The 23,745-nt window shown below is 68.4% G+C and carries 38 protein-coding genes; 30 read left to right on the top strand and 8 right to left on the bottom strand.

Features of this window, described 5'->3' with window-relative positions:
• The first annotated feature begins 17 nt into the window (after nucleotides 1-17).
• The 16 genes from rpsQ to ACYVOK_RS01670 all read left to right on the top strand — a co-directional run bounded on the left by rpsQ (nucleotide 18) and on the right by ACYVOK_RS01670 (nucleotide 8,854).
• Nucleotides 18-290, top strand: coding sequence for a 30S ribosomal protein S17 (gene rpsQ, locus ACYVOK_RS01745; protein WP_449829580.1), 273 nt, complete (start codon nucleotides 18-20; stop codon nucleotides 288-290).
• A 93-nt stretch (nucleotides 291-383) separates the two neighbouring features.
• On the top strand, nucleotides 384-752 hold the full coding sequence (gene rplN / locus ACYVOK_RS01740; protein ID WP_012923677.1) for a 50S ribosomal protein L14: 369 nt from the start codon (nucleotides 384-386) through the stop codon (nucleotides 750-752).
• A 1-nt stretch (nucleotide 753) separates the two neighbouring features.
• Entirely contained in the window at nucleotides 754-1,164 is a 411-nt protein-coding gene (rplX, locus tag ACYVOK_RS01735) for a 50S ribosomal protein L24 (protein WP_460660426.1), read from the top strand.
• Nucleotides 1,164-1,739: a 50S ribosomal protein L5 gene (gene rplE, locus ACYVOK_RS01730; RefSeq protein WP_460660425.1), complete on the top strand. Its 576-nt coding sequence runs from the start codon at nucleotides 1,164-1,166 to the stop codon at nucleotides 1,737-1,739. The genes rplX and rplE overlap by 1 nt, the downstream gene beginning before the upstream one ends.
• Nucleotide 1,740: 1 nt before the next feature.
• Entirely contained in the window at nucleotides 1,741-1,926 is a 186-nt protein-coding gene (locus tag ACYVOK_RS01725) for a type Z 30S ribosomal protein S14 (RefSeq protein WP_012923674.1), read from the top strand.
• 91 nt (nucleotides 1,927-2,017) lie between these two features.
• Nucleotides 2,018-2,425: a 30S ribosomal protein S8 gene (gene rpsH / locus ACYVOK_RS01720; RefSeq protein WP_460660424.1), complete on the top strand. Its 408-nt coding sequence runs from the start codon at nucleotides 2,018-2,020 to the stop codon at nucleotides 2,423-2,425.
• A 27-nt stretch (nucleotides 2,426-2,452) separates the two neighbouring features.
• Complete coding sequence (gene rplF, locus ACYVOK_RS01715) at nucleotides 2,453-2,995, top strand: 50S ribosomal protein L6 (protein WP_460660423.1); 543 nt, start codon at nucleotides 2,453-2,455, stop codon at nucleotides 2,993-2,995.
• A gap of 2 nt (nucleotides 2,996-2,997) precedes the next feature.
• A complete protein-coding gene (rplR, locus tag ACYVOK_RS01710) occupies nucleotides 2,998-3,381 on the top strand; it encodes a 50S ribosomal protein L18 (RefSeq protein WP_460660422.1) in 384 nt (127 codons plus the stop codon).
• Between the two features lie 29 nt (nucleotides 3,382-3,410).
• Entirely contained in the window at nucleotides 3,411-4,010 is a 600-nt protein-coding gene (gene rpsE / locus ACYVOK_RS01705; RefSeq protein WP_460660421.1) for a 30S ribosomal protein S5, read from the top strand.
• Complete coding sequence (gene rpmD, locus ACYVOK_RS01700; RefSeq protein WP_460660420.1) at nucleotides 4,010-4,192, top strand: 50S ribosomal protein L30; 183 nt, start codon at nucleotides 4,010-4,012, stop codon at nucleotides 4,190-4,192. The genes rpsE and rpmD overlap by 1 nt, the downstream gene beginning before the upstream one ends.
• Before the next feature lies 1 nt (nucleotide 4,193).
• Nucleotides 4,194-4,634 (top strand): 50S ribosomal protein L15, encoded by a 441-nt coding sequence (rplO, locus tag ACYVOK_RS01695; protein WP_460660419.1) that lies wholly within the window; start codon nucleotides 4,194-4,196, stop codon nucleotides 4,632-4,634.
• A gap of 135 nt (nucleotides 4,635-4,769) precedes the next feature.
• Nucleotides 4,770-6,071, top strand: coding sequence for a preprotein translocase subunit SecY (secY, locus tag ACYVOK_RS01690; protein ID WP_460660418.1), 1,302 nt, complete (start codon nucleotides 4,770-4,772; stop codon nucleotides 6,069-6,071).
• On the top strand, nucleotides 6,071-6,643 hold the full coding sequence (locus ACYVOK_RS01685; RefSeq protein ID WP_460660417.1) for an adenylate kinase: 573 nt from the start codon (nucleotides 6,071-6,073) through the stop codon (nucleotides 6,641-6,643). The genes secY and ACYVOK_RS01685 overlap by 1 nt, the downstream gene beginning before the upstream one ends.
• Nucleotides 6,644-6,665: 22 nt before the next feature.
• A complete protein-coding gene (map, locus tag ACYVOK_RS01680) occupies nucleotides 6,666-7,487 on the top strand; it encodes a type I methionyl aminopeptidase (protein ID WP_460660416.1) in 822 nt (273 codons plus the stop codon).
• A gap of 105 nt (nucleotides 7,488-7,592) precedes the next feature.
• Complete coding sequence (locus ACYVOK_RS01675) at nucleotides 7,593-8,045, top strand: DUF1707 SHOCT-like domain-containing protein (protein ID WP_460660415.1); 453 nt, start codon at nucleotides 7,593-7,595, stop codon at nucleotides 8,043-8,045.
• Nucleotides 8,042-8,854 carry a hypothetical protein gene (locus tag ACYVOK_RS01670; RefSeq protein ID WP_460660414.1) on the top strand — a complete coding sequence of 271 codons (813 nt, stop codon included), beginning with the start codon at nucleotides 8,042-8,044 and terminating at the stop codon, nucleotides 8,852-8,854. The genes ACYVOK_RS01675 and ACYVOK_RS01670 overlap by 4 nt, the downstream gene beginning before the upstream one ends.
• On the opposite strand, the gene ACYVOK_RS01665 is transcribed toward ACYVOK_RS01670, so the two are convergent.
• Nucleotides 8,838-9,704, bottom strand: a complete 867-nt coding sequence (locus tag ACYVOK_RS01665) for an NAD(P)-dependent oxidoreductase (RefSeq protein ID WP_460660413.1) — start codon at nucleotides 9,702-9,704, stop codon at nucleotides 8,838-8,840. The two genes, ACYVOK_RS01670 and ACYVOK_RS01665, sit on opposite strands and share 17 nt — an antisense overlap.
• A gap of 77 nt (nucleotides 9,705-9,781) precedes the next feature.
• On the opposite strand from ACYVOK_RS01665, the gene ACYVOK_RS01660 reads away from it, so the two are divergent.
• The 12 genes from ACYVOK_RS01660 to ACYVOK_RS01605 all read left to right on the top strand — a co-directional run bounded on the left by ACYVOK_RS01660 (nucleotide 9,782) and on the right by ACYVOK_RS01605 (nucleotide 16,836).
• Complete coding sequence (locus ACYVOK_RS01660) at nucleotides 9,782-10,111, top strand: winged helix-turn-helix transcriptional regulator (RefSeq protein ID WP_460660412.1); 330 nt, start codon at nucleotides 9,782-9,784, stop codon at nucleotides 10,109-10,111.
• A 176-nt stretch (nucleotides 10,112-10,287) separates the two neighbouring features.
• A complete protein-coding gene (gene infA, locus ACYVOK_RS01655; RefSeq protein WP_012923661.1) occupies nucleotides 10,288-10,509 on the top strand; it encodes a translation initiation factor IF-1 in 222 nt (73 codons plus the stop codon).
• Nucleotides 10,510-10,546: 37 nt separating this feature from the next.
• On the top strand, nucleotides 10,547-10,660 hold the full coding sequence (gene rpmJ, locus ACYVOK_RS01650) for a 50S ribosomal protein L36 (RefSeq protein ID WP_008361054.1): 114 nt from the start codon (nucleotides 10,547-10,549) through the stop codon (nucleotides 10,658-10,660).
• A gap of 181 nt (nucleotides 10,661-10,841) precedes the next feature.
• Nucleotides 10,842-11,213: a 30S ribosomal protein S13 gene (gene rpsM, locus ACYVOK_RS01645; protein WP_360527791.1), complete on the top strand. Its 372-nt coding sequence runs from the start codon at nucleotides 10,842-10,844 to the stop codon at nucleotides 11,211-11,213.
• Between the two features lie 53 nt (nucleotides 11,214-11,266).
• Nucleotides 11,267-11,674: a 30S ribosomal protein S11 gene (gene rpsK, locus ACYVOK_RS01640; protein WP_012923659.1), complete on the top strand. Its 408-nt coding sequence runs from the start codon at nucleotides 11,267-11,269 to the stop codon at nucleotides 11,672-11,674.
• A 24-nt stretch (nucleotides 11,675-11,698) separates the two neighbouring features.
• Entirely contained in the window at nucleotides 11,699-12,307 is a 609-nt protein-coding gene (rpsD, locus tag ACYVOK_RS01635) for a 30S ribosomal protein S4 (RefSeq protein ID WP_460660411.1), read from the top strand.
• A 102-nt stretch (nucleotides 12,308-12,409) separates the two neighbouring features.
• A complete protein-coding gene (locus ACYVOK_RS01630; RefSeq protein ID WP_460660410.1) occupies nucleotides 12,410-13,435 on the top strand; it encodes a DNA-directed RNA polymerase subunit alpha in 1,026 nt (341 codons plus the stop codon).
• Nucleotides 13,436-13,484: 49 nt separating this feature from the next.
• A complete protein-coding gene (gene rplQ / locus ACYVOK_RS01625) occupies nucleotides 13,485-14,051 on the top strand; it encodes a 50S ribosomal protein L17 (RefSeq protein ID WP_460660409.1) in 567 nt (188 codons plus the stop codon).
• A 67-nt stretch (nucleotides 14,052-14,118) separates the two neighbouring features.
• Entirely contained in the window at nucleotides 14,119-14,931 is an 813-nt protein-coding gene (gene truA, locus ACYVOK_RS01620) for a tRNA pseudouridine(38-40) synthase TruA (protein ID WP_460660408.1), read from the top strand.
• A complete protein-coding gene (locus ACYVOK_RS01615) occupies nucleotides 14,924-15,538 on the top strand; it encodes a class I SAM-dependent methyltransferase (RefSeq protein ID WP_460660407.1) in 615 nt (204 codons plus the stop codon). The genes truA and ACYVOK_RS01615 overlap by 8 nt, the downstream gene beginning before the upstream one ends.
• 16 nt (nucleotides 15,539-15,554) lie before the next feature.
• Nucleotides 15,555-16,076, top strand: coding sequence for a SigE family RNA polymerase sigma factor (locus tag ACYVOK_RS01610; RefSeq protein WP_460660406.1), 522 nt, complete (start codon nucleotides 15,555-15,557; stop codon nucleotides 16,074-16,076).
• Nucleotides 16,069-16,836, top strand: a complete 768-nt coding sequence (locus tag ACYVOK_RS01605) for a hypothetical protein (protein WP_460660405.1) — start codon at nucleotides 16,069-16,071, stop codon at nucleotides 16,834-16,836. Before ACYVOK_RS01610 ends, ACYVOK_RS01605 begins: the two co-directional genes overlap by 8 nt.
• A 24-nt stretch (nucleotides 16,837-16,860) precedes the next feature.
• On the opposite strand, the gene ACYVOK_RS01600 is transcribed toward ACYVOK_RS01605, so the two are convergent.
• Nucleotides 16,861-17,841, bottom strand: coding sequence for a hypothetical protein (locus ACYVOK_RS01600; protein WP_460660404.1), 981 nt, complete (start codon nucleotides 17,839-17,841; stop codon nucleotides 16,861-16,863).
• Nucleotides 17,838-18,260: a hypothetical protein gene (locus ACYVOK_RS01595; protein ID WP_460660403.1), complete on the bottom strand. Its 423-nt coding sequence runs from the start codon at nucleotides 18,258-18,260 to the stop codon at nucleotides 17,838-17,840. Before ACYVOK_RS01595 ends, ACYVOK_RS01600 begins: the two co-directional genes overlap by 4 nt.
• Before the next feature lie 70 nt (nucleotides 18,261-18,330).
• Between ACYVOK_RS01595 and ACYVOK_RS01590 the strand changes: the two genes are divergently transcribed.
• Nucleotides 18,331-20,013 carry an ABC-F family ATP-binding cassette domain-containing protein gene (locus tag ACYVOK_RS01590; protein ID WP_460660402.1) on the top strand — a complete coding sequence of 561 codons (1,683 nt, stop codon included), beginning with the start codon at nucleotides 18,331-18,333 and terminating at the stop codon, nucleotides 20,011-20,013.
• Nucleotides 20,014-20,020: 7 nt separating this feature from the next.
• Here ACYVOK_RS01590 and ACYVOK_RS01585 read toward each other — a convergent pair whose 3' ends face one another.
• The 4 genes from ACYVOK_RS01585 to ACYVOK_RS01570 all read right to left on the bottom strand — a co-directional run bounded on the left by ACYVOK_RS01585 (nucleotide 20,021) and on the right by ACYVOK_RS01570 (nucleotide 22,759).
• A complete protein-coding gene (locus ACYVOK_RS01585; RefSeq protein WP_460660401.1) occupies nucleotides 20,021-20,557 on the bottom strand; it encodes a GNAT family N-acetyltransferase in 537 nt (178 codons plus the stop codon).
• 43 nt (nucleotides 20,558-20,600) lie between these two features.
• Nucleotides 20,601-21,161 (bottom strand): ABATE domain-containing protein, encoded by a 561-nt coding sequence (locus ACYVOK_RS01580; protein WP_460660400.1) that lies wholly within the window; start codon nucleotides 21,159-21,161, stop codon nucleotides 20,601-20,603.
• A 21-nt stretch (nucleotides 21,162-21,182) separates the two neighbouring features.
• Nucleotides 21,183-22,154: a glycoside hydrolase family 18 protein gene (locus ACYVOK_RS01575; RefSeq protein WP_460660399.1), complete on the bottom strand. Its 972-nt coding sequence runs from the start codon at nucleotides 22,152-22,154 to the stop codon at nucleotides 21,183-21,185.
• A 62-nt stretch (nucleotides 22,155-22,216) separates the two neighbouring features.
• Entirely contained in the window at nucleotides 22,217-22,759 is a 543-nt protein-coding gene (locus tag ACYVOK_RS01570) for a TetR/AcrR family transcriptional regulator (protein ID WP_460660398.1), read from the bottom strand.
• Between the two features lie 121 nt (nucleotides 22,760-22,880).
• Between ACYVOK_RS01570 and ACYVOK_RS01565 the strand changes: the two genes are divergently transcribed.
• Complete coding sequence (locus ACYVOK_RS01565) at nucleotides 22,881-23,126, top strand: hypothetical protein (RefSeq protein ID WP_460660397.1); 246 nt, start codon at nucleotides 22,881-22,883, stop codon at nucleotides 23,124-23,126.
• A gap of 66 nt (nucleotides 23,127-23,192) precedes the next feature.
• On the opposite strand, the gene ACYVOK_RS01560 is transcribed toward ACYVOK_RS01565, so the two are convergent.
• Nucleotides 23,193-23,651, bottom strand: a complete 459-nt coding sequence (locus ACYVOK_RS01560) for a DoxX family protein (RefSeq protein ID WP_460660396.1) — start codon at nucleotides 23,649-23,651, stop codon at nucleotides 23,193-23,195.
• Between the last annotated feature and the right edge of the window lie 94 nt (nucleotides 23,652-23,745).

Here is a 23,745-nt window from a genome sequence, read left to right as displayed (position 1 = left end):
ATCAGAAGGACGAGACCGTGAGCACGACCACCACCGAAGCGCGAGGCCGCCGGAAGACCCGTGAGGGCCTGGTGCTGAGCGACAAGATGGACAAGACCGTCGTGGTCCAGGTCGAGGACCGGGTCAAGCACCACCTGTACGGCAAGGTCATCCGTCGCACCAGCAAGCTCAAGGCGCACGACGAGCAGAACGCCGCCGGCATCGGCGACCGCGTGCTGCTGATGGAGACCCGGCCGCTGTCGGCGACCAAGCGCTGGCGCGTGGTGGAGATCCTCGAGAAGGCCAAGTAGTAGTTCCCGGTTCCGACCGGCAACCAACCGAAATCATTCGTTCCGCAAGGCTCACGCGAGTGAGAACCAGCGAGACAACCAGGAGATCAACAGATGATCCAGCAGGAGTCGCGACTGAAGGTCGCCGACAACACGGGCGCCAAGGAGATCTTGTGCATCCGTGTGCTCGGTGGCTCCGGTCGGCGCTACGCCGGTGTCGGTGACACGATCGTCGCCACCGTCAAGGACGCGATCCCGGGCGGCGGTGTGAAGAAGGGTGACGTCGTCAAGGCGGTCGTCGTGCGGACCGTGAAGGAGCGCCGGCGTCCGGACGGCTCCTACATCCGGTTCGACGAGAACGCCGCGGTGATCCTGAAGGCCGACGGCGAGCCGCGTGGTACCCGTATCTTCGGGCCGGTCGGCCGGGAGCTGCGCGAGAAGCGCTTCATGAAGATCATCTCGCTCGCCCCGGAGGTGCTCTGAGATGGCCCAGAAGCAGGCGCAGAACAAGGCGCAGAACAAGTTGCACGTGAAGAAGGGTGATCTCGTCCGCGTGATCTCCGGCAAGTCCAAGGGCCTCGAGGGCAAGATCATCCAGGTCTTCCCGAACGACGAGAAGGTCATCGTCGAGGGCGTGAACCGGGTGAAGAAGCACACCAAGGTGCAGCAGGCCCAGCGCGGCGGCACGACCGGTGGCATCGTCACCCAGGAAGCCCCGATCCACGTCTCGAACGTGGCGCTTCTGGTCGAGGTCGAGAAGGACGGCAAGAAGCAGAAGGTGACCACCCGCGTCGGTTACAACCGCGTCGAGGTGCAGAAGCGGCGCCCCGACGGCTCGACGTACACCGGTTACCGGAGCGTCCGGATCGCGCGGCGTACCGGCGAGGAGATCTGATGACTGCAACGGCAACCGAGAACACCAAGGTCCAGCCGCGGCTGAAGACGAAGTACCGCGAGGAGATCGTCGGGCAGCTGCAGGAGCAGTTCCAGTTCGAGAACGTCATGCAGGTGCCCGGCCTGGTCAAGATCGTGGTGAACATGGGCGTCGGCGAGGCGGCCCGCGACTCCAAGCTGATCGACGGCGCGGTCAAGGACCTGGCCGCGATCACGGGTCAGAAGCCGCAGATCACCAAGGCCCGCAAGTCGATCGCGCAGTTCAAGCTGCGCGAGGGTATGCCGATCGGCGCGCACGTGACGCTGCGCGGCGACCGGATGTGGGAGTTCCTGGACCGGCTGCTGGCGCTCGCGCTGCCGCGGATCCGCGACTTCCGCGGTCTGTCGCCCAAGCAGTTCGACGGCAACGGGAACTACACCTTCGGGCTGACCGAGCAGGTGATGTTCCACGAGATCAACCAGGACCGGATCGACCGGGTCCGGGGTATGGACATCACCGTGGTGACCACCGCGAAGAACGACGACGAGGGCCGGGCCCTGCTGCGGCAGCTCGGTTTCCCGTTCAAGGAGAACTGACGTGGCGAAGACAGCACTCAAGGTCAAGCAGGCCCGGAAGCCGAAGTTCGCGGTGCGCGGTTACACCCGCTGCCAGCGCTGCGGCCGGCCGAAGGCGGTCTTCCGCAAGTTCGGCCTCTGCCGGATCTGCCTGCGGGAGATGGCGCACCGGGGCGAGCTGCCCGGTGTGACCAAGTCCAGCTGGTGACCGTCTCCACCCCAGATCACTTCTCCATTCACCATCTAGTCACCGTAGGTCGCCGGCCGGCGAAACCACGGCGGGAAAGAGGCCCCAGGCCATGACGATGACCGACCCGATCGCAGACATGCTGACGCGTCTGCGCAACGCCAACCAGGCGTACCACGAGTCGACCTCGATGCCGTACAGCAAGATCAAGCAGGGTATCGCCGACATCCTCCAGCAGGAGGGCTACATCTCCTCCTACAAGGTGGAGGAGCCCAAGGAGGGCGCCGTCGGCAAGACCCTCGTCATCGACCTCAAGTTCGGTCCCAGCCGGGAGCGCTCCATCGCGGGCGTACGCCGGATCAGCAAGCCGGGTCTGCGGGTCTATGCGAAGTCGACCAACCTGCCCAAGGTCCTCGGTGGCCTGGGCGTCGCGATCATCTCGACGTCCCAGGGACTGCTGACCGACAAGCAGGCCAAGAACAAGGGCGTCGGCGGGGAAGTCCTCGCCTACGTCTGGTGACGAAGAACCGGAAGGAGGACCACTGAAATGTCTCGCATCGGCAAGCTCCCGATCACGGTCCCGTCCGGCGTCGACGTCACGATCGACGGCCAGACGGTCACCGTGAAGGGTCCGAAGGGTCAGCTGTCGCACGTCGTCGCTGAACCCATCGCGGTCAACCGGGAAGAGGACGGCACGATCGCCGTCACCCGTCCCGACGACCAGCGCAAGAGCAAGGAACTGCACGGCCTGTCCCGCACCCTGATCGCCAACCTGGTGACCGGTGTGACGGAGGGCTACGAGAAGAAGCTCGAGATCGTCGGCGTCGGTTACCGCGTCGTCTCCAAGGGCCCGGCCCAGCTCGAGTTCTCGCTCGGATACAGCCACAGCATCACGGTCGACGCCCCCGAGGGCATCACGTTCGCGGTCGAGACCCCGACCCGGTTCTCGGTGCAGGGGATCGACAAGCAGTCGGTCGGCGAGGTCGCCGCCAACATCCGCAAGCTGCGCAAGCCCGAGCCGTACAAGGGCAAGGGTGTGCGGTACGCCGGCGAGCAGGTGCGCCGCAAGGTCGGAAAGGCTGGTAAGTAACCATGGCGATCGGACTGCGTCCGCACAAGCACGCCGCGAAGAAGACCGCGTCCCGGCTGCGTCGCCAGATCCGGGTCCGGAAGAAGATCAACGGCACGGCCGAGCGGCCGCGGCTGGTGGTCACCAAGTCGTCGAAGCACCTGTTCGTTCAGGTCATCGACGACGTGGCCGGCAAGACGCTGGTGTCCGCCTCCACCATGGAGGCCGACCTGCGCGGCACCGAGGCGAACAAGACCGACAAGGCCAAGACCGTCGGCGGGCTGATCGCCGACCGGGCGAAGGCCGCCGGCATCGACTCGGTCGTGTTCGACCGGGCCGGGAACAAGTACCACGGCCGTATCGCGGCCCTGGCCGACGCCGCCCGCGAGGGCGGCCTCGGCTTCTGACAGGCGATCAAAGGAAGAGGTAGTTCGACATGAGCGGAGGCCAGCAGCGTCGCGGAGGCGGCGCCGGTGGTGAGCGCCGTGGCCGCGACGGTGGTCGTGGTCAGCAGGCGGACAAGACCGCCTACATCGAGCGCGTGGTAGCCATCAACCGGGTCGCCAAGGTCGTGAAGGGTGGTCGGCGCTTCAGCTTCACCGCCCTCGTGGTCGTCGGCGACGGTGAGGGCACCGTCGGTGTGGGTTACGGCAAGGCCAAGGAGGTGCCCGCGGCGATCGCCAAGGGTGTCGAGGAGGCCAAGAAGGCGTTCTTCAAGGTGCCGCGGATCCAGGGCACCATCCCGCACCCGGTCCAGGGTGAGAAGGCCGCCGGCGTGGTGCTGCTGCGCCCGGCCGCTCCCGGTACCGGGGTCATCGCGGGTGGCTCGGCGCGTGCCGTGCTGGAGTGCGCCGGTATCCACGACGTACTGAGCAAGTCGCTGGGATCGGCGAACGCCATCAACGTGGTGCACGCCACGGTCGAGGCGCTGCGCAGCCTGGAGACCCCGGAGGCGGTGGCCGCGCGCCGTGGCCTGCCGGTCGAGCACGTCGCCCCGGCGGCGCTGCTGAAGGCGCGGGCGGAGGTGGCTTCCTGATGGCTCGCCTGAAGGTGACCCAGGTCCGTTCCGCCATCGGTGGCAAGCAGAACCAGCGCGACACGCTGCGCACCCTGGGCGTCAAGCGGATCGGCGACGTCGCCGTCCACGACGACCGCCCGGAGGTCCGTGGCATGGTCCGTGCGGTTCGCCACCTCATCACCGTCGAGGAGGTCGACTGACATGGCGCTGAAGGTTCATCACCTGCGTCCGGCGCCCGGTGCCAAGACTGCCAAGACCCGCGTGGGTCGTGGTGAGGGCAGCAAGGGCAAGACGGCCGGCCGCGGTACCAAGGGCAGCAAGGCGCGTAACAACATCCCCGAGTACTTCGAGGGTGGCCAGATGCCGCTGCACATGCGGCTGCCGAAGCTGAAGGGCTTCAAGAGCAGGAACCGGGTCGAGTTCCAGGTCGTTAACCTGGACAAGCTCGGACAACTGTTCCCCGAAGGCGGTGAGGTCGGCGTGGCCGACCTGGTCGCCAAGGGCGCGGTCCGCCGCGGTCAGCCGGTGAAGGTGCTGGGTGACGGCGAACTGACCGTGGCACTGCAGATTTCGGCGCACAAGTTCTCCAAGTCCGCCCAGGAGAAGATCCAGGCGGCCGGGGGGACCACCACCGAGGTGTGACGAGGTCCAGGGCTCGTGCGAGCCGGCGCTTGATATCGTGCGCTGGAGTTCGGACGAGCCCTGGTTCGTCTCTTGCCCGGCTGCTTTGCTAGGCCCCTGCCCTGAGCGGGCAGAGGAAACATGTGGGAGGACAGGGTGTTAGGCGCCTTTGCCAACGCGTTCAAGACTCCGGACCTGCGCCGGAAGCTCTTGTTCGTGCTGTTCATCATCGTGATCTTCCGGATCGGTTCGGTCGTTCCGGCGCCCGGTGTCAACGTCAACTCGCTGGACATCTGCCTCAAGCAGGCCCAGGGCGGCGCCAACGCGAACCTGTACAACCTGATCAACCTGTTCTCCGGCGGCGCGCTGCTGCAGCTCGCGATCTTCGCGCTCGGCATCATGCCGTACATCACCGCCAGCATCATCCTGCAGCTGCTCACCGTGGTGATCCCGCGGCTGGAGTCGCTGAAGAAGGAAGGCCAGGCGGGACAGGCCAAGATCACCCAGTACACCCGGTTCCTGACCGTCGGGCTGGCGATCCTGCAGGCCACCGCGTTCGTCGCGCTGGCGCGGACCCCGGGCCGGCTCTTCCAGGGCTGCCAGGAGCCGCTGCTGCACGACGACACCTGGTTCCCGGTGATCGTGATGGTGCTGACCATGACGGCCGGCACCGGTGTGGTGATGTGGCTCGGCGAGCTGATCACGGACCGGGGTGTCGGCAACGGCATGTCGATCCTGATCTTCACCCAGATCGTCGCCACCTTCCCCTCGCAGCTGTGGAGCATCCGCAAGGAGAAGGGCCTGGCCACCTTCGTGGTGGTGCTGGCGATCGGTCTGGTGATCATGGCCGCGGTCATCTTCATCGAGCAGGCGCAGCGCCGGATCCCGGTGCAGTACGCCAAGCGCATGGTCGGCCGCAAGATGTTCGGCGGCACCTCGACGTACATCCCGCTGAAGGTGAACCAGGCCGGTGTCATCCCGGTCATCTTCGCCTCGAGCCTGATGTACCTGCCGGTTCTGGTCAGCCAGTTCCAGCAGGAGAAGGGCTGGGCGGTGTGGATCCAGAACCACCTGGTCCGCGGCGACCACTGGATCTACATGGTCTCGTACGTCGGCCTGATCGTCTTCTTCACGTACTTCTACGTCTCGATCACCTTCAACCCGAAGGAGGTCGCGGACAACATGAAGAAGTACGGCGGCTTCATCCCGGGGATCCGGGCGGGCCGGCCGACCGAGGAGTACCTGAGCTACGTGCTGTCGCGCATCACGCTGCCGGGCGCGATCTATCTGGCGGTGATCTCGATGATTCCGCTGGTCGCGCTGGTGCTCCTGAACGCGAACCAGAACTTCCCGTTCGGCGGTACGTCGATCCTGATCATGGTCGGCGTCGGTCTGGACACGGTGAAGCAGATCGAGTCCCAGTTGCAGCAGCGTAACTACGAAGGGTTCTTGCGCTGATGAGAATGTTGCTGATGGGTCCGCCCGGGGCGGGCAAGGGCACGCAGGCAAAGGTGCTTGCGGAACGCCTGAATATCCCGGCCGTGTCCACCGGCGACATCTTCCGTGCGAACGTCAAGGACGAGACGCCGCTCGGGCTCGAGGCGAAGCGGTACATGGACGCCGGTGACTACGTGCCGGACGAGGTCACCAACGCAATGGTGCGGGACCGGCTGTCCGAGGCGGACGCCGGTGACGGCTTCCTGCTGGACGGCTACCCGCGCACGCTGGCCCAGGTCGGCACGCTGGACGAGATCCTGGCCGAGCACGGCCACAAGCTGGACGCGGTGGTGGCGCTGGTCGCCGACACCGACGTACTGGTGGAGCGGATGCTCAAGCGGGCCCGGACCGAGGGCCGGTCGGACGACTCCGAGGAGGTCATCCGGCACCGGCAGGACGTCTACACCGCCGAGACCAAGCCGCTGCTGCGGGTGTACGCCCAGCGCGGCCTGCTGGTCGAGGTGGACGGGGTCGGCGAGATCGACGAGGTCAGCGAGCGGGTGCTCGCCGCCCTCAAGACGGTCACCGAGTGATCCCGGCGAAAGACGTCCGGTGATGTTCAAGGACCGCGGGATCGAGATCAAGACCCGCGAGCAGATCCTGTCCATGCGTGCGGCCGGCCTGGTGGTCGGCCGCACGCTGGAACTGCTCCGCGGCGAGGTCCGGGCCGGTGTGACCACCGGTGAGCTGGACGCGATCGCCGAGGACAGCATCCGTTCCGCCGGCGCCACGCCCTCGTTCAAGGGCTACCACGGCTTCCCCGGCTCGATCTGTGCGTCGGTGAACGACGAGATCGTGCACGGCATCCCCGGCGACCGGGTGCTGGCCGACGGCGACCTGATCTCGATCGACTGCGGCGCGATCGTGGACGGCTGGCACGGCGACGCCGCGATCACGGTCGCGGTCGGCGAGGTGGCGCCGGAACTGCGCGAACTGGCCCGGATCTGCGAGGAGTCGATGTGGCGCGGGTTCGCCGCGGCCCGGCTCGGCGGCCGGCTGACCGACATCTCGGCGGCGATCGAGGCCCACGTCCGGGCCAACTCGTCGTACGGGATCGTCGAGGACTTCGTCGGCCACGGGATCGGTTCGGCGATGCACCAGCCGCCGAACGTGCCGAACTTCGGCCGTCCCGGCCGCGGCCCGAAGCTGGTCGAGGGCCTGGCGCTGGCGGTCGAGCCGATGCTCACGCTGGGCCGGCAGGACAACCACACGCTCGAGGACGACTGGACCGTCGTCACCAACGACGGCAAGGCCGCCGCGCACACCGAGCACACCTTCACCCTCACCCCGCAGGGCCCGTGGGTGCTGACCGCTCTGGACGGCGGCGAGGCCAAGCTGTCCGAGCTCGGCATCAAGTGCGGCGCGCTCGCCGACTGAGGTCGTGACGTACGGCGACGTCCGCTGACTCGCCGTACCGGTGGACGACTGGCGTCCACCCGTCGGGGGACCCCGGAGGGCCTGCTGCTGAGGCACACTTGAACCATGCCTCAGTACCAGCCGCACCAACGCTTCACCGAAGCCGACCGGGACAAGATCGCCGGCCGGCTGCGGGACGCGTTCGCGGACGGCCGGCTGGACCAGCCCGAGTTCAACTCCCGTCTCGACCGGCTCTACTCCGTCCAGACGTACGGCGAACTGGAACCGCTGGTGCGTGACCTGCCACCGGTCCGGACGTATCAGACGCCGGCGATGGTGCAGGACAGCAAACCGGCTCCGGCGCCGGGAGAGTTCCCGGAGCGGAAGCGGGACGGGCACCCGCAGCGCAACGGGCTGGCGGCACTCGGCGGCGGCTTCACCGGCGTCGTCGTGATCAACGTGGTGATCTGGTTCGTCATCGGCGTCGCGAACGGTGGGAACTGGCCGCACTTCTGGCCGGTCTGGCTGCTGATCCCGTGGACCCTGTTCGCCCTGAGCAACCTCGGAAAGCGACGTTGACAGCGGCGCCGGTCACCCGTCGCGTCGCCGGCCCGCGGTTGCGGCCGGACTGGGGATGGCAGCTGCGGCAGGGGTCCGCTGTCGTCTACGTGGTCTGGTTCGCGGTCGCCGTACCGCTGGCGATCGCCGGGCTGCTGCTCGAGCCCCGCTGGGTCGGTTGGATGGTGCTGGCCTGGTTCCTCGTTCTCGTGGTGTCCACGATCGCCCTGAAGGTCGCGGACAGCCGGAAGCGCAAGGCCTGGGGCGACGTCGTCGAGCAGCTGGGCTGGCGGGTCAGTGGCAGCCGGCCGGAGTTGCGGCAGCGTTGGCCGTTCCCGCCCTTCTCGGTGGACCCTCATGCAGAGGTCGTCGATGTGACCACGGGCCGGCATCGCGGCCGCGAGTTCATCACCGGGCGGTTCCGGCACAGGGTGGGCCGCCGTGATCTCGGCTTCGACTTCCTCGAGCTGCAGGTCGACCGGCCGCTGCCGCCGTTGCAGGTGCTGCCGGCCGCGTTGGCTCCGGTGGCGGCGGCGAGTCTGCTGCCGATCCGGCTGACCGTCGAGGGCCTGCCGGGGCGGTACTGCCTGTTCAACGGCCGCGAGGACCATGCCGAGGCGGTGCTGCATCCCCGTGCGGTCGAGGCGCTGGCCGGCGTACCGCCGTTCGGATTCAGTTGCGAGGGGCGGCGCTTCGTGGCGATCCTGCCGGCGTACCGCGACTCCGCCACCGCCCTCGCGCAACTGGACGCCGCGTGCGATCTGCTCGACCTGATGCCCGAGCAGATCTGGCGCGAAGGCGAACAGTGGGCCGCTACCCGATCGTCCTGAGCAACGGGACGAGTGCGGCCAGGTCCTCGTCGCCGTGGCCTTCGGCGACGGCCTTCCGGAGCAGTTCGCCCATCGGCGCCAGCAGGGCCGGATCGACGCCCTGGCCGGTCGCCGTGTCGATCAGGTTGTCGAAAGCCGCCGACTGCATGGCGAGGTTCGATCCCGCCGCACCCGGCTCGGGTCCTTCGTCGAGATCCTTGGCGATCTGCGGCAGCAGGCCGAGCATGGCCGTCAGCCAGGGCAGCAGGAACTTCTCGGTGAACGGCACCGCGGCGACCTTCTCGCTGCCGGCCAGGGCCAGGGCGTGCTGGGCGCCGCCGAACATTCCGTACATCGCGCTGAGCAGGGCGATGTCGTGCAACGCCGCCAGGCCCGGGTCGCTGCCGACGTACTCGGGCCGGGCCATCGCCGCGAGGTCGGTCCGGTGCCGCTCGAAGGCGACCGGGGAACCGCTGTAGAAGATGAAGGCGGCGGGCCCGCCGATCATCGCGGGCACGGCCATGATTCCGCCGTCCAGGTACTCCGCTCCGGCTCCGGCGGCCCAGGTGGCGGTGTCACGGGCCTGGTCAGGTGTGCCGTTCGTCAGGTTGGCGACGGTCTTGCCGGTCAGGTCGAGGCCGTCGAGGGTGCTGCGGACGGTCGCGTCGACGAGCAGGCAGACCACGACCAGCGGGCTCGCGGCGACGGCTTCGGCGGCGGTGCCGGCGCGGATGACGCCGAGGGAGTCGAGTTCGGGGGAGCGGCCGGGAGTGCGGTTCCAGACGGTGGTCGGGTGGCCGGCGGCCAGGAAGGCCCGGGCGAGGGCGGTCCCCATCGCGCCGAGGCCGAGAACGGTGACAGGTGTCTTCATGGCGTCTACCCTGACCGCAACGCTTTAGGATGGACAAGTACCCACTATTTTGTCAGGTACTCACCGAAAGGTAAGTGATGCTGCCGTACACCTGCGGGCTGGACGCCGCCGCCGACGTGATCGGCGGGAAGTGGAAGCCTCGGATCCTGTGGGCGCTGCACCACGGGCCGATGCGGTTCGGGGAGTTGCGCCGGGAGATCAGCGGGGTGACCGAGAAGATGCTGATCCAGCAGCTGCGCGAGCTGGAGTCCCGTGGCATCGTGCATCGTGAGGTCTTTCACCAGGTGCCACCCCGGGTGGAGTACTCGCTCACGGAGCTCGGACAGTCACTCAACGTCGCACTTGCAGACCTGGACGCCTGGGGAGCCGAGCACATGGCCGAACTGGAGGCCTCGCGAGCCGGCTGACTGGTCTCGATTGGGTTTCGCCTGGGTAGGTGGCGTACACTCTTTCCTTGGCTCTTTGTAGCCTCTGTCTCGTGCTGCCCGCGGCTGCCTGACCTCGGTCAGGAGGGCCCGCGAGCCCGGGGCTGGAGCCGCGGTATCCCATCATTCAGTACGTCGATCTACAGAAGTGCGAGGACATGCCCAAAAAAGAGGGAGTCATCGAACTCGAGGGCACCATCGTCGAGGCCCTGCCGAACGCGATGTTCCGTGTTGAGCTGTCCAACGGGCACAAGGTGCTCGCGCACATCAGCGGCAAGATGAGGCAGCACTACATCCGGATCCTCCCCGAGGACCGGGTCGTCGTGGAGCTGTCGCCGTACGACCTCACCCGGGGTCGCATCGTCTACCGGTACAAGTAAGAGCACCACACCCACACCTGTCGAAGAAAGAAGCTCGATGAAGGTCAATCCGAGCGTCAAGAAGATCTGCGACAAGTGCAAGGTGATCCGCCGTCACGGCCGGGTCATGGTGATCTGCGAGAACCCGCGGCACAAGCAGCGGCAGGGCTGACGAAGCCCACTCGAGCAGCACGGCACTTTCGCACCACAGCGCGCACGCTCAGCTGGTCGTTCGACTCAGCTGCTGCCCCCGGAACAGAGGCCGGGGCCCCGCCGGTGAAACAGAAACTCACCGAGGCGGGCGGGGACGCGGCGCGCCACCACACCTCTGCCGACGAAAGGAACACCGCCACATGGCACGCCTCGTAGGGGTCGACCTGCCGCGCGACAAGCGCATCGAGGTCGCTCTCACCTACATCTTCGGGGTCGGTCGTACTCGCGCCCTGGAGACGCTGAAGAGCACCGGGATCTCCGGTGACAAGCGCGTCCACGAGCTGGGCGACGAAGAGCTGGTGAAGCTCCGGGACTGGATCGAAGGCAACTACAAGATCGAAGGTGACCTCCGTCGCGAGGTGACCGCGGACATCCGCCGCAAGATCGAGATCGGGTCGTACCAGGGTCGCCGGCACCGCAGCGGCCTGCCGGTGCGGGGTCAGCGTACGCGGACCAACGCCCGCAGCCGCAAGGGTCGTCGCAAGGCGATCGCCGGCAAGAAGAAGAAGTGATGACCCGGATGACTGCAGATCTGTCCAGCGACCACCCCAGGAGCAACTGACCTATGCCTCCCAAGAGCCGCACAGCGGCCGGCGCGAAGAAGGTGCGCCGCAAGGAGAAGAAGAACGTGGCCGCCGGCCACGCGCACATCAAGAGCACGTTCAACAACACGATCGTGACGATCACCGACCCGACCGGCGCGGTCATCTCGTGGGCTTCCGCGGGCACCGTCGGCTTCAAGGGGTCGCGCAAGTCCACTCCGTTCGCCGCGCAGATGGCCGCCGAGGCCGCCGGGCGCCGGGCGATGGAGCACGGCATGCGCAAGATCGACGTGTTCGTGAAGGGTCCCGGCTCCGGCCGTGAGACCGCGATCCGTTCGCTGGGTGCCGTCGGCCTCGAGGTCGGCACCATCCAGGACGTCACCCCGACCGCCCACAACGGCTGCCGCCCGCCGAAGCGGCGCCGGGTCTGATCTTCGAGAGGAGCGAGAACAACCATGGCCCGTTACACCGGACCGATGACCAAGAAGTCGCGCCGTCTCGGGGTCGACCTCGTCGGTGGCGACAAGGCGTTCGAGCGCCGTCCGTACCCGCCGGGTATGCACGGCCGCGGCCGTCCCAAGGAGAGCGAGTACCTGCTCCAGCTGCGCGAGAAGCAGAAGGCCCGCTACTCGTACGGCGTACTGGAGAAGCAGTTCCGCCGGTACTACGAGGAGGCCTCGCGGCGCTCCGGCAAGACCGGTGACAACCTGCTGCAGATCCTGGAGTCCCGGCTGGACAACGTCGTGTACCGCGCCGGCCTGGCCCGGACCCGGCGGCAGGCACGTCAGCTCGTCGTACACGGTCACTTCACCGTGAACGGCGTCAAGGTGAACATCCCGTCGTACCGGGTGGCTGCGCACGACATCATCGATGTCAAGCCGAAGTCGGCCGAGACGACCCCGTTCATCATCGCCCGGGAGACGCACTCCGAGCGCGTCGTCCCGGCCTGGCTCGAGGTGCTGCCCGAGCGGCTGCGCATCCTCGTCCACCAGCTGCCGACCCGGCAGCAGATCGACACCCAGGTCGCCGAGCACCTGATCGTCGAGCTCTACTCGAAGAACTGATCCACTCCGGCCGGCGGCCCCCGGGCCGCCGGCCGGACGGGTCTGAACTTCGGCCCTTCGCGACCTCAAATAGTGGTCGTCGCGAGAGACAAGGAACACGAAGTGCTTATTGCCCAGCGCCCCACCCTGACCGAAGAGGTCGTCGACGAGCACCGTTCGCGGTTCGTGATCGAGCCGCTCGAGCCGGGCTTCGGATACACCCTCGGCAACTCCCTGCGCCGGACCCTGCTGTCCTCCATCCCGGGGGCCGCCGTGACCAGCATCAAGGTCGACGGTGTCCTGCACGAGTTCTCCACCGTGGCGGGTGTGAAGGAGGACGCCACCCAGCTGATCCTGAATCTGAAGGACCTGGTCGTCTCCTCCGAGCACGACGAGCCGGTCACCATGTACCTGCGCAAGCAGGGCCCCGGTGACGTCACCGCCGCCGACATCGCGCCGCCGGCCGGTGTCGAGGTGCACAACCCGGACCTGAAGATCGCCACCCTGAACGAGAAGGGCCGGCTCGAGATGGAGCTGGTCGTCGAGCGGGGCCGCGGCTACGTCTCGGCGATCCAGAACAAGTCCGCCGACGCCGAGATCGGCCGGATGCCGGTCGACTCGATCTACTCGCCGGTCCTCAAGGTCACCTACAAGGTCGAGGCCACCCGTGTCGAGCAGCGCACGGACTTCGACCGGCTGGTCGTCGACGTCGAGACCAAGCCGTCGATGCTGCCGCGCGACGCCGTCGCGTCGGCCGGCAAGACGCTGGTCGAGCTGTTCGGCCTGGCCCGCGAGCTGAACGTCGAGGCCGAGGGCATCGACATCGGCCCGTCGCCGGTGGACGAGCAGATGGCGGCCGACCTGGCGCTGCCGGTCGAGGACCTGCAGCTGACCGTCCGGTCGTACAACTGCCTCAAGCGTGAGGGCATCCACACCGTGGGTGAGCTGATCTCGCGCAGCGAGCAGGACCTGCTGGACATCCGCAACTTCGGCTCCAAGTCGATCGACGAGGTCAAGCTGAAGCTGGCCGAGATGGGCCTGTCGCTGAAGGACTCGCCTCCCGGCTTCGACCTGCGTGCGGCCACCGAGGCCTACGGCACCGAGGCCGAGGACGAGGACGAGAGCTTCGCCGAGACCGAGCAGTACTGAGTCAACCACCCCCGGGTCCCGAGCGGCCTGAGATTCCTGGAGTCAAGAGATGCCTACCCCCACCAAGGGTGCCCGGCTGGGCGGCAGCCCGGCGCACGAGAAGCTGATCCTCAGCAACCTCGCGACGTCGCTGTTCGAGCACGGCGCCATCACCACCACCGCGGCCAAGGCCAAGCGCCTGCAGCCGCTGGCGGAGCAGATGATCACCAAGGCGAAGCGTGGTGACCTCAGCTCGCGCCGCCAGGTGATGAAGCGGATCAAGGACAAGAGCGTCGTGCACGTGCTCTTCACCGAGATCGGCGAGCGGTACGCCGACCGTCCGGGCGGCTACACCCGGATCACCAAGCTCGGCCCGCGCAAGGGTGACAACGCGCCGATGGTGAGGATCGAGCTGGTCGAGGCGCTGGCCGACTCGCCGAAGGCGAAGAAGACGGCCAAGAAGGCCCCGGCCAAGAAGGCCGCCGCCGCGCCGGCCGAAGACAAGGCCGCCGACAAGGCCGACGAGAAGGCCGAGGACGAGGTCAAGGTCGACGACACCCCGGCCGAGGACGTCCAGGACGTCGTCGAGGACACCAAGCAGGACGTCGCCGAGGACGCGAAGACCGAGGACAAGTAAGACCTCAGGTTGCTGATGACGCCCCCTCACCGAACGGTGAGGGGGCGCCGTTGCGTTAGATTGCCGTGTGCGTTGGCGGATTGACCTCAGGTACGACGGAACGGCCTTCCACGGCTGGGCACGTCAGGAAGGCCTCCGGACCGTTCAGGGCGTGCTGGAGGAGACTCTGCGCGTCGTACTGCGCCTGCCGGAGCCTGTGACGGTCACCTGCGCCGGCCGCACCGATACCGGCGTACACGCCCGTGGCCAGGTCACCCATGTGGACCTCGACGGCGCCGTGGAGCCCCTGCGGCTGCTCAGAAGCCTGAACGGCGTACTTCCCGAGGACGTGGCGGTCACAGCCGTCAGTGCGGCTCCAGAGGGCTTTGACGCCCGCTTCTCCGCGCTCGCCCGCCGGTACGTGTACCGCCTGTGTGACGACCCCGCAGGCTGGGACCCCCTGCAGCGCCGTCACGTACTGCGTGTAGGCCGGCCGCTGGACGTGGACCGCATGAACGCCGCCGCAGCCGGCCTGATCGGTGAACACGACTTCGCGGCCTTCTGCAAGAAGCGCGAGGGTGCGAGCACTGTCCGGGCGCTCCTGGAGTTCTCCTGGCAGCGGACGGCTCCGGGGCTGCTGGAGGGCACTGTGATCGCGGATGCCTTCTGCCACTCGATGGTCCGGGCGCTGGTCGGTTCGATGATCCCGGTGGGCGACGGACGCCGTGAGGTCGACTGGCCGGCCGCCGTACTCGCCGGGAAGGTCCGGGACTCGGCTGTCTCGGTCCTGCCCGCCCACGGCCTCACACTGGAGGAAGTGCGCTACCCGGCCGACGACGAACTGGCCGCGCGGGCGCAGCGAGCCCGGCAAGTCAGGGGAGAGGTGCATCAGCGTGGCTGACCACTACTTCTCGGCGGAGCCCGGTTCCGCGGACGTACGCCGTACTGTCGAGGCCCGGATCTGGGGACGGGAGTACACCTTCACCACAGCGACCGGTGTGTTCTCGAGAGACCGCTTGGACATCGGTACGGCGGTGCTGCTGCGCGAGGTGGATCCGCCGGCCAGTCCCGGCACGTTCCTCGACCTCGGCACCGGTTACGGGCCGATCGCGTGTGCCCTCGGGGTCGAGGCGCCGAAGGCCGAGGTGTGGGCGGTCGACGTGAACACCCGGGCGCTCGAGCTGACCGCGGAGAACGCCCGGCGGGCCGGTGTCGCCGACCGGGTGCATCCGGCGCTGCCGGACGACGTACCGGAGGACGTGCGGTTCGACCAGATCTGGTCGAACCCGGCGATCCACATCGGCAAGCCTGAGCTGCACAAGATGCTGCTGCACTGGCTGGCCCGTCTTGCCCCCGGCGGCGTGGCATGGTTCGTCGTCGGCAAGAACCTCGGCGGCGACTCGCTGCAGCGCTGGATGACCGAGCAGGGCTACCCCTGTGAGCGGATCGGCAGCGCCAAGGGGTTCCGGGTCCTGCGTGCAACGAACGCGGGCCGAACGCCGTCCTGAGGGTATGGAGGCAGCCTTGGCGGCAGCAGAGGCACGGACGGGCCCGATCGACTTCGAGCTCTGGGTCACCGAGAAGGCGGACGCGCTGCTTCGCTTCGCCTACGTCCTGACCGGGGACGCCAACCTGGCCGAGGACGCGGTGCAGGACGCCCTGACGACCGCCTGTGCCCGCTGGAGCCGGGTGAGCCGTGCCGACGACCCCGAGGCGTACGTGAAGCGCATGGTGGTGAACGCGCACATCTCCTGGTGGCGGAAGTTCCGCCGCCGGGAGGCGCCGCTCGCCGACCCGGTGCGGAACGGCCCGCCGGCTCCGGACGGCGCCGCGGACAGGGCCGAGTCCGACGCCGTCTGGGCGCTGTGCGCGACGCTGCCGGACAAGCAGCGGGCGGCCGTCGTACTGCGCTTCTACGAGGAGCTCTCGTACGCCGAGATCGGTGAGCTGCTGCACTGCGCGGAGGCGACCGCCCGGTCGCACGTACACCGGGCACTGGCAGCACTGAAGACCACGCTGAGCAAGGAAGGAGCCGAGGATGCCTGAGCACGATTCTGAGCAGGAGCTCGGCCCCAAGATCGCGGACGCGTTCCAGCGCCGTGCTGACGCGGTCACCGGTCTGCGCAGTGGTGGTGGCATGGCGGCGCAGGCACGCCGACGGGTCCGCAGGCGGCGTCAGGGCATGGCGATGGCCGCGGCCGCGGTCGTGGTGGCCGGGGCGATCGGAGGCGTCTGGAACGCGATCGGTGACCAGGCGCCGATCGCGTCGAACGCCAGTGACAGGCAGGCGGAGAGCGCAGGTGGAGCCGGTGCCGACTCACCCGGGCTGGTGCCTCCGAAGGCCGATGCGGTGTGCCCCGCCGATCACCCGATCCAGCGACCGGGCGGGCACAACGCCGTACCGCCTGGCACCGGCCTGGACGTCCAGATGCCGGTGTACGGGATGCAGGCGTGCCGCTACGGGCTCACACCAGGTGCCACGACCCTGCTCGGTCAGCAGGCCTTCGACGCCGACCGGGCGCAGCAGGTGGTCAACGAGATCAAGGTCCTGCCGGAGCGGAACCCGGACCTGCCGGTGTTCAAGTGCGCCCCGCAGACCGCCCAGCCGAAGGAGGCGATCGTGCTCCGCTTCGACACGTCCGCCGGCATCCGCGAGATCTGGGTCCAGTACGACGGCTGCGACTCCGCCGGCTTCTTCACCGGCTCACACACCTACGGCCTGTACGCCGCCCCACTGAAGCTCTTCATGACCGGTCCGGTACGCCCAGCCGGAGGCACCTACCTCAACACCCTCGAAGGCTGGTGAACTCGGACAGACCTGATCCGGCGATCACTCGACAGCGTGACCGCGACCGGCCGGTTCCCGCAGGACTCTCTTGCCGGGTTCCGCCGGAGTCGGGCATTGTGTGCCCAGGGCGCGTCCCGCGGGCGGCTGTCCGCCCAAGAACTTCTGCAGTTGCCGCATGTCGCGGTAGCCATCCTCCAGCTCTGCTGTCGTCGTGCTCAGCGCCGTAACCGCGCGCTGAGCGCACTGGTGCCCGGCGATGGTCTTGCCGACATCCGATACCAGCTCGCTCTTCTGGACCGGGACGACGTCTCCGAGAGGCTGCCGCAGCTGCTGGACCAGCTGGACCTTCACGGTGTCCCGCTCCTCGGCGGGCATCACGTCGGCCAACCGCTGATCGATCACCAGGTCGGCGAGAGCCGCCAAGCGTTGCGTCCGGTCGGCCCGCTCGAGCGTTTCGCGAACCGCGCTGGGCGAAAGGCCGCACACCTCCGCCGTACCGCGAACCACCTCGTCGGTGGCCGCGGTATATGCGGGATAGCTGTCGAAGGTCTCCGCGTCGAGCAGCTCAGGCTGTACCTTGTCCATGCCCAGGTGCTGGATGACCGCGTCGACGTGCTGGTGTGCCCAGGTCTCCGTCAGACCCTCCTCCAGCACGAGTGCGTCGGCCGAGTACGCCGGAACGCCGCCCGGGCTGTGCTCGTCGCCGAACCGGTGGGACAGGTGCCTGGCCTCGTGGACGAGGGTGAGCACCGCGTCCCGAACCTGCAGCAGTTCGACCTCGGTGAGTGGGCGGCCGGCGGTGTACGCGTGTGCGATCGGCTTCAGGACCTCGTCGACGTTCACGGTCATGCCGCCGTCGTCCAGGGCGCTGCCCACCGTGCCCGGCCGCAGCTCCTCGTTGAGTTCGCCGTTCCACCGCGACGGTCTGCCGGAGAGCTGCTCCACCGCGCTGATGACGCCGGCGACGAACCGGTATTCGTTGCTGTCGCGCGGCACCGGTCGGCCGACGTGGCCCGCGCTCACTCGACAGTGGTCCGGAGGTGGTCGATCAGCCGGAGCAGCGGGCTGGTGAGCCGGCGGATCGCCCCGGCCTCGCGGACCGGCGCCTGGTCGGCCAGTACGACGATCTGCTCGACGATCTGCTGGATCCGTGGAATCCGCGCCCGCGCCGGGCCGTCGCCGCCGACAGCCTCGGCGAACAGCACCTGGGCCTGCTGGAACTCCTCACTCGTGGGCGTGGCGGGACCGGCGAGCAGACGGGGCAGTTGCCCCGCCCGGAAGAGGGCCCGTTCACGACCTCGATCGTCCTCGACCTGGGCCGCCAGGGCGCGGAGCCGGTCGGTCTCGTGCCGGATCGTCGCGGGGTCGGCACCGTGGAGGTCGTCGAGCAGGCGACGCAGCTCGGCCTCGACGGTCTGGTAGTCGACCGGGTGGTCGTTCATCTGGCTCTCCATCGTCAGGGATCACGATATCCGTTCGCGTGACAACGCCACGGGCGGTCAGACTGGGGGGATGGGTCATGTGGATGTCAGCGGGGTCGGGTTCGAGTTGCCGGATGGGCGGGTGTTGCTGGATGACATCACGTTCCGGGTCGGGGACGGGGCCAAGGTCGCGCTGGTGGGGGCGAACGGGTCGGGCAAGACCACGCTGACCAGGATCATCGCGGGTGACCTGAAACCGCACCGCGGCAGCATCTCGCGGTCCGGCGGGCTCGGCGTGATGCGGCAGTTCGTCGGCTCGGTGCGGGACTCCTCGACAGTGCGCGACCTGCTGCTGTCGGTCGCACCGGAGGCGATCCGGACCGCCGCGGCCGACCTGGACCGGGCCGAGCTGGCGATGATGGAGGCCGACGACGAGAAGACCCAGCTCAAGTACGCCCAGGCCGTGGCGGACTGGGGTGAGGTCGGCGGGTACGACGCGGAGGTCCTCTGGGACGTCTGTACGACGGCCGCACTCGGGGTGCCGTTCGACCGCTGTCGCTGGCGCGAGGTGAAGACGTTGTCGGGCGGTGAGCAGAAGCGGCTGGTCCTGGAGGCGCTGCTGCGCGGCCCGGACGAGGTCCTGATGCTCGACGAGCCGGACAACTATCTCGACGTACCCGGGAAGCGCTGGCTGGAGGATCAGCTCCGCACCACCGACAAGACGGTGCTCTACATCAGCCACGACCGGGAGCTGCTGGCCAACACCGCAACCAGAATCATCACCGTCGAACTCGGTGCCGCGGGCAACACCGCGTGGACGCACGGCGGCGGCTTCCGCACGTACCACGAGGCCCGGCAGCACCGGTTCGAGCGGTTCGAGGAGCTGCGCAAGCGCTGGGACGAGGAGCACGCCAAGCTCCGTGCGCAGATGCTGATGTACAAGCAGAAGGCGGCGTACAACTCCGACATGGCGTCGCGCTACCGGGCCGCGCAGACCCGGTTGCGCAAGTTCGAGGAGGCGGGTCCGCCGCAGGCCATCCCGCGCGAGCAGAAGGTCAGCATGCGGCTGACCGGCGGCCGCACCGGCAAGCGTGCGGTGGTGTGCACCGCTCTCGAGCTGACCGGTCTGATGAAGCCCTTCGACCTGGAGGTCTGGTACGGCGAACGCGTCGCCGTACTCGGGTCCAACGGGTCCGGCAAGTCGCACTTCCTCCGGCTGCTCGCCAACGGCGGTTCGGACCCGGACGTGGAGCACCGGCCGGTCGGCGACGTACAGATCGCTCCGGTGTCTCACAGCGGCAACGCGAAGCTGGGCGCCCGGGTACGACCGGGCTGGTTCGCGCAGACGCACGAGCACCCGGAGCTGGTCGGCCGCACGCTGCTGGAGATCCTGCACCGGGGTGACGAGCACCGGGAGGGCATGGGCCGCGAGCTGGCTTCGCGGAAGCTGGACCGGTACGAGCTGGCGCATGCGGCGGAGCAGACGTTCGACAGCCTGTCCGGCGGCCAGCAGGCCCGCTTCCAAATCCTCCTGCTCGAGCTGTCCGGAGCCACCCTGCTCCTGCTCGACGAGCCCACGGATAACCTCGACGTCGAATCAGCCGAAGCCCTGGAAGAAGGTCTCGACTCGTTCGACGGCACCGTCCTCGCGGTCACCCACGACCGGTGGTTCGCCCGGGGCTTCGACCGCTATCTGGTCTTCGGCGCCGACGGCTCGGTCTACGAGTCCACCGAACCGGTCTGGGACGAAGGCCGCGTCGAACGCGCCCGCTGACCCGACGTCAGGGGCGGTCCACGCGGTACACGTAGTGGAGCGGGTCGTCGATGGGGTTGTCGGGTTCCATCGGTCCTTCCGCGACCCGGCGGAAACCAGCCCGTTCCAGGGACCGCCACGAGTTCCGGTTGCTCGCGACGACCGCGACCAGGACGGCCTCGGCGTCGGGGTACGCCGTCCAGCTGTCCGCCACCATGGCCGCGATCATCCCGGTGCCGATGCCCTGACCCGTCCGGCTCGCGTCGCCGATCAGGTAGTCGATGGTCAGCGCGCCGGCCGGTACGGCGGTGAGCTTCTCGAACTCGGTCAGGTACTCCGGATAGTCGGCGAGCCGGCTCCGCTGGATCAGCCCGACGGGTTCACCGTCGAGCAGTACCAGCCAGTCCTCGTTCGGCTCCCGCCCGTCCGCGCTGGTGCCGAAGTCTCGTTCGACGGCCTCGGGGCTGGTCTCGTGGTTCCACCAGCGCGCCACGTGCGGATTCGCCAGCCACCGGCCGAGCAGGCCGAAGTCGTCTCGGGTGACCCGCCGGAACCGGTACGTCATGGGATCCTCCAGATAATGTGACGGTAAAATCGTAGATCTTCCGTCAGCGATTCCGCATCCCAGTTGTCCGCCGGTAATAGCGTGCCTGCCGTGCCCGCTGGCTGCACGAGGCATGGCAGAACCGCCGGCGCCCGTGCGTCCGGACGAACAACATCCGGCATCCCGGTCCTTCGCAGCGGCTGATCCCCGCCTCGCCCGCGGCGAGCTCGATCGCCTCGGTCGCCAGCTCGGCCAGCAGCCTGGTCGTGCCGGATGTCGCCGAGTCGGTCCCGGCCGACGGCTTCCCGCCTGCCGGCCAGTTCAGCCGTACCGAGGAATATGCCAGCGCAGCGCAGTCGTTGACGGCCGCGATCGTCTCCGCGCCCGGGTGGTCGCCGTCCGCGATCGCGGCCAGCAGGCGGTGGACGTGGTCGCGCACCTCGCGGACCCGCGCCGCGTCGCGGGCCGGTACGCGGGTCACGGCCACCCCGTGCAGTTCGGCGTAGGCGCGGAACCAGTCGCGGACCAGTTCGGGCGTCGCCAGGAAGTCGACCGCGCCGTCGTCGTACCAGGTGTTGGCGAACTCGACCACGAGCGGCTCGGTGCCGAGCAGTGGAAACTCCATGATGTGACGATAACAACTCAGTTATCCGTCAGCGGTACACCAGCCCTCGCGGTATGCCGCCCAGTGGTCCGGCGTTGCGGTGAAGTCGACGTACATGGCCAGGCCGAAGTTCTGCCGGTTCGAGGTGCCCAGGGCGAGGCGGGCGCCTCGGACTGCTGCGGTGACGGTCTCCGCGTGGCCCCAATGGGAGGGGTTGCTCTCCCAGTAGGCGGGCAGGCCCATGAGGAGGTCTGTCGACGCGGGGGTGGCTTCGAGGGCGAGCTGGGTTTGCTGGGCGACGTAGCCGCCGTACAAGGACTCCAGGGGCATCGCGGTGTCGTAGGACATGACCGCGATCTGCTCGACCCGGCGGGCGACCTCCGCGAAGTAGTCCTGCGACCACCACTTGCCCTCACCGGTGAGAGCCAGTGGGAGAGCGTTGACGCGCCAGAGCGGCTCCAGCTGGGCAGCCGCGACGGACAGCGGTACGCCGCGCTCCGACGTCAGCACATGCGTCTCGTCGAGTACGGCGAGGAAGCCGGCCGATCCCGAGTGCACCGGCTCGAAGTCGAAGTGGATGCCGTGGAAGCCCTGATCGAGAACGGCGGCCGACGACGCCACGACCCGCTTCCGTACGGCGGGGTCGTCCAAGTCCATTCCGGGGTTCTTCCCGGGCTGCACGAGATCGCCCAGCCAGGCCTGCACGCGTACGGCGGGAGCCGCGGCCCGCATCGCCGACGTGAACCAACGCGCCCGGGGTGACACCGACGCGAGCGGCAGCGTTCCGTCATGCTCCAACGGACCCGCGTGGACGTACAGGTCCCGGATCCCGGTGCCTTCGAGTTGACGAGCCAGTGCGGTCACGTCGGCCTCGGTCTTCCGTCCGTCGACCCAGGCGTGACCGAGCCACAGTGCGTCGTTGTTCCGCGTCCGCGCTCCGGCGGCCGGCTCACCGACGTACCGGACGCGCAACGAGACGGCGTACGCCCCCAGCGGCGCCGGCACCAGCAGCACGAAGGCGAGTGTGACGACCAGCAGCACTCGGCGCCGACGGGACCAGGACCTCCACCGCCGCCTCACGGACGCAGACCGTCGAAGACCAGCCCGAGCATCCGGTCGCGGACGTCCGGCTCGAGCCCGACCGCGGTCGCGCCCCGGGACGCGCCGATCAGCAGCGCGTAGACCTCGGCCGGGCCGGCATCCCGCCGTACGGCGCCGGTGTCCTGGGCCCGGGTGAGGAGACTGCCGAAGGCTTCCCGCAGTCCGCTGCCCGCCTTCTTGGCGTCCGCGCCGGCGACCGACCCGGCCGCGGTGAGCGCCTCGGCGATCGCCAGTTTGGACGCGGACTCCGACACCACCTGGCTGAAGAAGCCGAAGAACGCCGCGCCCGGATCGTTGCTCTCGGCAAGCTCGAGGGCCCGGTCGCGCAGCCGTTCCAGCCGCAGCGTGAGCACCGCCTCGAGCAGGTCGGTCTTGGTCGGGAAGTGCCGGAACACGGTCGCGATACCGACACCGGCCAGTTTGGCCACGTCGTCGGTGGACGCACTCGGCGAGCGGCCGAACACCTCGTCCGCCGCGGTCATGATCCGGGCCCGGTTGTCCCGCGCGTCTGCTCGCACCCTGCTCCCTTTCCTCGCGGCCTTCAGCCTAGGAGACGCCGCGGCCCGGCCGTCGGTTGTAAGCGAAGTCGATACTCCGTATATTCGGAGTCGTTACTCCGCTTATCCGAAAGGTCCTGTGATGACGCCCGAAGAGGTCTTCCTGAAGCTCGTCCACGGTGTCGCCGACCGCGACTTCGACGCACTCCCGGAGTTGTACGCCGAACAGACCGACGTACGGCATCCGATGAACCCGTACGGCGACCGGCCGCTGCCCAGCCGGGACGACCACTACATCGACCACGTGGCGATGACCCGGGCCCGCGGCGGCGTCGAGAACCTCATCGAGGCGCTGCGGGAACCGGCCGGCGCCGCGGCTGCGTCGTAGACGGCAGAGGCGCCGGATGGCCCCGGACCGAGGCGACTGAGCCCGCCCGGGGCCATCTCCAAGTGATCAAGCCCGCAGCCGCAGTGGTGAAGCCGCCAGCGCCTTCGCGGCGATCACCAGGCCGGCGGCCGCCAGCACGACGTCCTTCAGCACGTACTGCGCCTCCAGCGTCGGCGTGCCCGGGAACAGGTCGCCGAAGAACAGCACCAGCGGCGACATGATCCCGACCAGCGAGACCCCGAGCACCAGCAGCCCGGTGCGGAGGAACTTCCCGGTGACCAGCGTCAGCCCGATGAAGCACTCCATGAGCGCGGTCAGCAGGACGGCGTTCCGGCCCGCGACGATCCCGAGGGTGAGGGCGTCGACGGTCCGCATCACCAAGGCCTCCGCGGGGCTGGCACCCGGGAAGAACTTGAGCACGCCGAAACCCAGGAAGACCAGCCCGAGGCTGACCCGGAGGATGTCGACACTGTGCCGCCCGAGCAGGTCGGCGAGGCGGTTTCCCTTGTAGAGCAAGGCGTTCATGATGGATTCTCCCTGTCGCAGTCGATGACCACTACAGCGTCGCCGTCGGAGCGCCTCTACCGCGTCGGGCAGACGACGGCACCTCGTCTACCCC

The organism is Kribbella swartbergensis (assembly GCF_054784135.1).
Note: the sequence above shows the minus strand (reverse complement) of the source record. Positions and strands in the feature narration are given on the sequence as shown.

Excerpts from the sequence above, each read along its gene's own strand:
- ACYVOK_RS01585 (WP_460660401.1), bottom strand. The coding sequence starts at position 20,557 with ATGACGTACCGGTTCCGGCGGGTCACCCGAGACGACTTCGGCCTGCTC.
- ACYVOK_RS01660 (WP_460660412.1), top strand. The coding sequence starts at position 9,782 with ATGCTGCCGTACACCTGCGGGCTGGACGCCGCCGCCGACGTGATCGGC.
- ACYVOK_RS01590 (WP_460660402.1), top strand. The coding sequence starts at position 18,331 with ATGGGTCATGTGGATGTCAGCGGGGTCGGGTTCGAGTTGCCGGATGGG.
- ACYVOK_RS01685 (WP_460660417.1), top strand. The coding sequence starts at position 6,071 with ATGAGAATGTTGCTGATGGGTCCGCCCGGGGCGGGCAAGGGCACGCAG.
- ACYVOK_RS01595 (WP_460660403.1), bottom strand. The coding sequence starts at position 18,260 with ATGAACGACCACCCGGTCGACTACCAGACCGTCGAGGCCGAGCTGCGT.
- ACYVOK_RS01560 (WP_460660396.1), bottom strand. The coding sequence starts at position 23,651 with ATGAACGCCTTGCTCTACAAGGGAAACCGCCTCGCCGACCTGCTCGGG.
- ACYVOK_RS01605 (WP_460660405.1), top strand. The coding sequence starts at position 16,069 with ATGCCTGAGCACGATTCTGAGCAGGAGCTCGGCCCCAAGATCGCGGAC.
- rpsH (WP_460660424.1), top strand. The coding sequence starts at position 2,018 with ATGACGATGACCGACCCGATCGCAGACATGCTGACGCGTCTGCGCAAC.
- rplF (WP_460660423.1), top strand. The coding sequence starts at position 2,453 with ATGTCTCGCATCGGCAAGCTCCCGATCACGGTCCCGTCCGGCGTCGAC.
- rplR (WP_460660422.1), top strand. The coding sequence starts at position 2,998 with ATGGCGATCGGACTGCGTCCGCACAAGCACGCCGCGAAGAAGACCGCG.
- rplX (WP_460660426.1), top strand. The coding sequence starts at position 754 with ATGGCCCAGAAGCAGGCGCAGAACAAGGCGCAGAACAAGTTGCACGTG.
- ACYVOK_RS01665 (WP_460660413.1), bottom strand. The coding sequence starts at position 9,704 with ATGAAGACACCTGTCACCGTTCTCGGCCTCGGCGCGATGGGGACCGCC.
- infA (WP_012923661.1), top strand. The coding sequence starts at position 10,288 with ATGCCCAAAAAAGAGGGAGTCATCGAACTCGAGGGCACCATCGTCGAG.
- ACYVOK_RS01675 (WP_460660415.1), top strand. The coding sequence starts at position 7,593 with ATGCCTCAGTACCAGCCGCACCAACGCTTCACCGAAGCCGACCGGGAC.
- rpsD (WP_460660411.1), top strand. The coding sequence starts at position 11,699 with ATGGCCCGTTACACCGGACCGATGACCAAGAAGTCGCGCCGTCTCGGG.
- rplE (WP_460660425.1), top strand. The coding sequence starts at position 1,164 with ATGACTGCAACGGCAACCGAGAACACCAAGGTCCAGCCGCGGCTGAAG.
- rpsK (WP_012923659.1), top strand. The coding sequence starts at position 11,267 with ATGCCTCCCAAGAGCCGCACAGCGGCCGGCGCGAAGAAGGTGCGCCGC.
- rpmD (WP_460660420.1), top strand. The coding sequence starts at position 4,010 with ATGGCTCGCCTGAAGGTGACCCAGGTCCGTTCCGCCATCGGTGGCAAG.
- rpsE (WP_460660421.1), top strand. The coding sequence starts at position 3,411 with ATGAGCGGAGGCCAGCAGCGTCGCGGAGGCGGCGCCGGTGGTGAGCGC.
- rpmJ (WP_008361054.1), top strand. The coding sequence starts at position 10,547 with ATGAAGGTCAATCCGAGCGTCAAGAAGATCTGCGACAAGTGCAAGGTG.
- rplQ (WP_460660409.1), top strand. The coding sequence starts at position 13,485 with ATGCCTACCCCCACCAAGGGTGCCCGGCTGGGCGGCAGCCCGGCGCAC.
- rplN (WP_012923677.1), top strand. The coding sequence starts at position 384 with ATGATCCAGCAGGAGTCGCGACTGAAGGTCGCCGACAACACGGGCGCC.
- ACYVOK_RS01580 (WP_460660400.1), bottom strand. The coding sequence starts at position 21,161 with ATGGAGTTTCCACTGCTCGGCACCGAGCCGCTCGTGGTCGAGTTCGCC.
- map (WP_460660416.1), top strand. The coding sequence starts at position 6,666 with ATGTTCAAGGACCGCGGGATCGAGATCAAGACCCGCGAGCAGATCCTG.
- ACYVOK_RS01565 (WP_460660397.1), top strand. The coding sequence starts at position 22,881 with ATGACGCCCGAAGAGGTCTTCCTGAAGCTCGTCCACGGTGTCGCCGAC.
- rpsM (WP_360527791.1), top strand. The coding sequence starts at position 10,842 with ATGGCACGCCTCGTAGGGGTCGACCTGCCGCGCGACAAGCGCATCGAG.
- rplO (WP_460660419.1), top strand. The coding sequence starts at position 4,194 with ATGGCGCTGAAGGTTCATCACCTGCGTCCGGCGCCCGGTGCCAAGACT.